This window comes from Holdemanella sp. DFI.5.55 (assembly GCF_020593575.1).
In the GTDB taxonomy this organism is placed as follows: domain Bacteria; phylum Bacillota_I; class Bacilli_A; order Erysipelotrichales; family Erysipelotrichaceae; genus Holdemanella; species Holdemanella hominis.
The window spans coordinates 1-3,965 of the sequence record NZ_JAJDMK010000114.1 but is presented as its reverse complement, the minus strand read 5'-3'; the positions used below and the strand labels follow the sequence as shown (position 1 = coordinate 3,965).

Genomic DNA, 3,965 nt, shown 5'->3' with positions numbered 1-3,965 from the left:
ATATATGTCACAAAACATAAAGATTAAAGGAAAAAATCCTTATGATGTTCTTGCGCTTACGCTAACACAAAAATGTTCTGCACAGTGTGAAAAACAAGTATCGCTCTTTACAGGTGGTACTTGTTTTGCATGTTTTAATATAGAAGGAATTTGAATTGACCATCAAATTCCTTCTATAGGGCAGTTATTCTTAGCTTTTGCCTAATCGAATTATAGCATGCTTTTTAGCGAATATAATGCTAATCACTATCACTAGTCCAGTAGGAATATTTAATATATCTGATGTTAAACCTGAGCTTAAGGCAACAGAAAATATCTTTTTCGAAACACTTCCAAATGTTAACTATATTTCAAATGACTCTATAAATGATCTTGGATTAGAAATTCTAAAAACAACAAAGGAATATCCAGAAATTAGCGCTCCTAAAATAACTCTTCAAATTCAAAAATATGATTCTTCCATTACGTTGTAAACCGAATAGCAACTAATAAATTACAAGTATTCATTGATTTAAAACGTCATAAAAAATATAGCTAAAATGACTAGCATGATTGCACCAAGAATATAAGATTTAGATGAATGACCTTTTTCTTTTAATTCAAACAAGTAAAGACAGATATTACTGATTGCTATACATATATATGCTAAACCCAAAAATTGATAATAATAGTGATTACGAAAAAAATATCCTAAGATCACAAGTGAAAAGGCAAGAAAAATACATATGAAACGCATTTTACTCCAATTTAAATTTTTCATAATTCATCTCCTTTTTAGTATGCTACATTTTTGTTTTTATACTTTGTGTACAGAGCAAATATGATAATAAGTGCAATTTGAATAATATACGTAATAAACTTGATATCACATAATAGATTTATGATTAGATCTTCTGCAATGGTTGCCAGTAAAATAACTACTATTGGATGTTCATTCTTTTTTAAATGCTTAACGGCAATGCCAAATATGCCTGAGGATACCATATAATATATAAAATCAATTTCATAACTTATAAGAGCTTGAGAAACAGAAGATGTATTTACTATAGGTATGATCATGGAGCAAACAAATAATGCTAAATAGTTCATAAAGATCCTTTCGTTTACTAAGTGATTTTGAAATATGTCTAAATATCTATTTAAAAAACAGAATAGAAACTGTTTAAAGCTAGATTGGCTATGATATATAATGCGAATCCAATGTAAAAATGATATATGTTGTTTTTGCTTAATGTTAAAATTTGATATCCAATAAACATACACATAAATAGTAAATCAAAGAATAAGTATACTAAATATTTGAATTCTGGAAATAGGAATAAGAAGTCAATACATATTAATAAAAATGAGAAAATGACTCCACCCAACCATATCAGTAACTTATAATGTTTCGTTCTGAAAAAAATCATTTGTCTTAAACAGATTAAGAAATTAAGAAATTTAAATACTAGAAAGAATTTAAACAACTTCACATCAAAAAACATGAATACTAATAATAATGATTGTGAACATGTCTTCCAATCCATAAAGAGAGCGGCAGGAAATAAACCCGTTAAGTATAGTTTTAGTATCAATAGTATAGATCCATATAGAAGAAAATATTTACTTAGCTGTTTCTTCATATAATTTACCGTTTTTCATTGTAATAAATCGTGAATATCCTATATCAACAAAATCATGTGATGCGATTATTACAGTTTTTCCTTTTTCTATAAGATCTTTCATCTTCTTGATAAATACTTCTATTGAATAATCATCTAATCCTCGGGTAGGCTCATCAAATATTAATATATCTTGATTTTCCATTATTGCTTGTATAATTCCCATTTTCTGTTTCATACCAATAGAATAGTTTCTTAATAGCTTTTTATCGTTTAAATTGAGATGGAAATCTCTACATAAATTCTCTAGTTCCTTAATGTTAAGTTTTGAACGTAGATTGCCTAAGAATAATAGATTTTCTTTTATGTTTGAAAAATCTGAGAATTCCGGATTTTCAATGAGTGCACCAATATAGTAATTAGAGTCGATTTCTACAGATCCAGAATCGATATCTAATAGACCGCAGATCACTTTCAACAATGTAGACTTTCCACAACCATTCTCGCCTTTAATATAGATAACATCATTATCGTAAACGGAAAAATCTAAATCAATTAAAACAGGATTCTCACGAAATGTTTTGTTTATTTTGTTAATTTTTATTATTTCTTTTTTCATAAATAACTCACTTTCTAAAACAATTGAAAGATTAAATTACAGATGTAATAGTTGTATATGGCCATAATCAAATAGGATATTAAAATACAAATATGAATAGGCGATTCCTTATAGAACCAATAAACCTGAAATGAAATCAATGATAAATTCAAGATAACGTAAAATGATAATTGCGCTAAATATAAGTGCATATGCTCTTGAGGAATACCTATTAAATAGGCAAATAATAGGTATACCACCACAAAAAATATGAACCAGATCAGCAATTCGATTTTTAAAATAAATTTGCAGTATTTTGATTTGCTTATTCGGATTACTGAAAATTTTCTTAATCTTTGATAAGTGTAATATCTATATATTAGGAATACATATAGAATATTGGTGAAAACAAGAAATGGCATATTTGAGTTAAATAAAAAGCTAACTCCATTGTTTTCTCCCGAAAGGAATATATATCGATATAGTTCCACTCCCATTACGATACTAGATATCGTGAATAGAAACATGTGAAATTTAGATAACATAAAATTTTTGAAATATTCTTTAACCATTTTGCTCACGATCCTTTAAAACAAATTTTGATAAGATAAACAGTAAAATAGAATAAAATATAAAGCAAAGAATAACGATTATAATAGAAAAAATACCTTTGTCTATAGACCATAATCCAATTATTCCAGGACATAATAATGTGAATGAAGAAAAAATATAAAAGATCCATTTTATTTCAAAAGGAATTATAGATCCGATTATGGAGAATAATATTGTAGATACAACACTATAAATGCTAAGTGACAAAATATATGCATATTTATTTAAAATCAACTGAGATAGCAAGAAACAAAAGTAATTTAAGAAACTCCAGCCGATTATTTGAAACAGTGTAAATAAGCATAAGTCTAACATACCTATATTAGTAAAGTAATTTGCTACATATTGTATGTCTTTACCAATTATTGGAAGACACATAAAGTGAATAATTAGAACTGTTATTGCATTGATTATAACAGGATAATACCAAATATCCTTAATAGACTGTTTAAAACATTGCTTGAAATAATTTTTATATCCAATTCTAGAAACAATCATCACATCAAAGCGATTATTTCTATATATACAAGAATTTAAATTAGTGATTATTGGGATGATAAATAAAAGTATAAATTCAAAAACTATAAACTCTCTACCAGCGTATATTTCAAAAAAGAATGAAAGCCCACTAAAATTACCATCAGCTAAAAACTGATAATCTTTTTGTTTGAGCAAAATAAATAACATAGAAATTAGGCATAAAGCCAACAAGCTGAATAGCTTTGTGCTAGCTTGTTTTTTATTAATATTCATTTTTATCAACAATCACAGTTAAGTGATCATGTGGCTCTAAATTATTTGATTTTGCTCTGGTTTTAACGGATATGTTTTCTGTAATGCTGTTTATTATAGTTTTATTGTATGAATCCAACGTATCTTTTGTAAATCCCAATGATTTTATTTTCACTTCTTTCATAGTAAATTCCTCCCCCCCCTGTTTTTTTATTAATTAAAATTAAACATTTGAATTAGTAAATGAAGTTATTTTTTAATAGGTGTTTTATGCTTGAGTTTGTACCATGGGTATCACTTCTCCAATCGCTTAATGACTTATGATATATATATCTATTCGTTACTTTAACTATAAAGTATTTTAAAATAGGCTCTGTCACAACAAATGGTTGATTTTTGACGAGAAATAGCGTACAATAATA

At 26.8% G+C, this 3,965-nt stretch carries 6 protein-coding genes; 1 reads left to right on the top strand and 5 read right to left on the bottom strand.

Going from position 1 to position 3,965, the window contains the following annotated elements:
* The first annotated feature begins 197 nt into the window (after positions 1 to 197).
* On the top strand, positions 198 to 473 hold the full coding sequence (locus LJE08_RS12915; RefSeq protein ID WP_227403432.1) for a hypothetical protein: 276 nt from the start codon (positions 198 to 200) through the stop codon (positions 471 to 473).
* 38 nt (positions 474 to 511) lie between these two features.
* On the opposite strand, the gene LJE08_RS12910 is transcribed toward LJE08_RS12915, so the two are convergent.
* The 5 genes from LJE08_RS12910 to LJE08_RS12890 all read right to left on the bottom strand — a co-directional run bounded on the left by LJE08_RS12910 (position 512) and on the right by LJE08_RS12890 (position 3,727).
* Positions 512 to 760: a hypothetical protein gene (locus LJE08_RS12910; protein ID WP_117995447.1), complete on the bottom strand. Its 249-nt coding sequence runs from the start codon at positions 758 to 760 to the stop codon at positions 512 to 514.
* Between the two features lie 14 nt (positions 761 to 774).
* The gene (locus tag LJE08_RS12905) at positions 775 to 1,089 is read right to left on the bottom strand and encodes a hypothetical protein (protein WP_227403431.1); all 315 of its coding nucleotides are present in this window, start codon (positions 1,087 to 1,089) and stop codon (positions 775 to 777) included.
* A gap of 513 nt (positions 1,090 to 1,602) precedes the next feature.
* Positions 1,603 to 2,220, bottom strand: coding sequence for an ATP-binding cassette domain-containing protein (locus LJE08_RS12900; protein WP_227403430.1), 618 nt, complete (start codon positions 2,218 to 2,220; stop codon positions 1,603 to 1,605).
* Positions 2,221 to 2,763: 543 nt separating this feature from the next.
* Positions 2,764 to 3,564, bottom strand: coding sequence for a hypothetical protein (locus tag LJE08_RS12895; protein WP_227403429.1), 801 nt, complete (start codon positions 3,562 to 3,564; stop codon positions 2,764 to 2,766).
* Positions 3,554 to 3,727 (bottom strand): hypothetical protein, encoded by a 174-nt coding sequence (locus tag LJE08_RS12890; RefSeq protein ID WP_227403428.1) that lies wholly within the window; start codon positions 3,725 to 3,727, stop codon positions 3,554 to 3,556. Before LJE08_RS12890 ends, LJE08_RS12895 begins: the two co-directional genes overlap by 11 nt.
* Positions 3,728 to 3,965: the final 238 nt, after the last annotated feature.